Origin of the sequence: Klebsiella sp. HMSC16A12 (genome assembly GCF_001808265.1) — a bacterium.
Lineage (GTDB): Bacteria > Pseudomonadota > Gammaproteobacteria > Enterobacterales > Enterobacteriaceae > Klebsiella > Klebsiella pneumoniae.
Window position 1 is genome coordinate 1 of record NZ_KV792635.1, and the last position, 1,903, is coordinate 1,903.

Below are 1,903 nucleotides of genomic sequence, written 5' to 3' on the forward strand. Positions count from 1 at the left end.
CTGAGCATGGACGCTGTACAGAAAGCCAAATCCGGCCACCCGGGGGCCCCGATGGGTATGGCTGACATTGCCGAAGTGCTGTGGCGTGATTTCCTGAACCATAACCCGAACAATCCGGCCTGGGCTGACCGTGACCGTTTTGTGTTGTCAAATGGCCATGGTTCGATGCTGATTTACAGCCTGCTGCACCTCACTGGCTACGATCTGCCGATTGAAGAGCTGAAAAACTTCCGCCAGCTGCACTCCAAAACCCCGGGTCACCCGGAAGTCGGCTACACCGCAGGCGTGGAAACCACCACCGGTCCGCTGGGCCAGGGTATCGCTAACGCGGTCGGGATGGCTATCGCCGAGAAAACCCTGGCGGCGCAGTTCAACCGTCCGGGACACGATATCGTCGACCACTACACCTACGCCTTCATGGGCGACGGCTGCATGATGGAAGGCATTTCTCACGAAGTGTGCTCCCTGGCCGGTACCCTGAAACTGGGTAAACTGGTGGCGTTCTATGATGACAACGGCATCTCCATCGACGGCCACGTTGAAGGCTGGTTCACCGACGACACCGCCAAACGCTTTGAAGCCTACGGCTGGCACGTGGTGCGCGGCGTGGACGGTCACGACGCTGACGCCATCAAACGCGCGGTAGAAGAAGCACGGGCGGTCACCGACAAACCGTCCCTGCTGATGTGCAAAACCATCATCGGTTTCGGTTCGCCGAACAAAGCCGGTACCCACGACTCCCACGGCGCGCCGCTGGGCGACGCCGAAATCGCCCTGACCCGCGAAGCGCTGGGCTGGAAACACGCGCCGTTTGACATCCCGTCTGACATCTATGCCCAGTGGGATGCCAAAGAAGCCGGCCAGGCGAAAGAAGCCGCATGGAACGAGAAGTTTGCGGCTTACGCCAAAGCCTTCCCGCAGGAAGCAGCCGAATTCACCCGCCGTATGAAAGGCGAGATGCCGTCTGACTTCGACGCGAAAGCTAACGAGTTCATCGCGAAGCTGCAGGCCAACCCGGCGAAAATCGCCAGCCGTAAAGCCTCGCAGAACGCCATCGAAGCCTTCGGCCCGCTGCTGCCGGAATTCCTCGGCGGCTCCGCAGATCTCGCGCCGTCCAACCTGACCCTGTGGTCTGGCTCTAAGCCGATCAACGAAGACGCTGCCGGGAACTACATCCACTACGGCGTGCGCGAGTTCGGTATGACCGCTATCGCCAACGGTATCGCGCTGCACGGCGGCTTCCTGCCGTACACCTCCACCTTCCTGATGTTCGTGGAATACGCGCGTAACGCGGTACGTATGGCCGCGCTGATGAAACAGCGTCAGGTGATGGTCTACACCCACGACTCGATCGGTCTGGGCGAAGACGGCCCGACTCACCAGCCGGTAGAGCAGGTGGCTTCCCTGCGCGTGACCCCGAACATGTCCACCTGGCGTCCGTGTGACCAGGTTGAATCCGCGATTGCGTGGAAATATGGCGTGGAGCGTCAGGACGGCCCGACCGCGCTGATCCTCTCCCGTCAGAACCTGGCGCAGCAGGAGCGTACCGCAGAGCAGCTGGCGAACGTGGCCCGCGGCGGTTATGTGCTGAAAGATTGCGCCGGCCAGCCGGAGCTGATCTTCATCGCCACCGGTTCAGAAGTGGAGCTGGCGGTTGCCGCATGGGACAAACTGACTGCCGAAGGCGTGAAGGCGCGCGTGGTTTCCATGCCGTCCACCGACGCGTTCGACAAGCAGGATGCGGCTTATCGCGAATCCGTACTGCCGAAAGCCGTGACCGCGCGCGTTGCCGTGGAAGCGGGTATCGCTGACTACTGGTTCAAATACGTTGGCCTGAACGGCGCTATCGTTGGCATGACCACCTTCGGTGAGTCTGCGCCGGCTGAGCAGCTGTTCGAGGAGT

General features: G+C 61.3%; 1 protein-coding gene. It reads left to right on the forward strand.

Annotated features, from left to right (window positions below):
• The coding region (gene tkt / locus HMPREF3140_RS19535; RefSeq protein WP_048328485.1) for a transketolase at positions 1–1,903 on the forward strand (1,903 nt) is incomplete at both ends.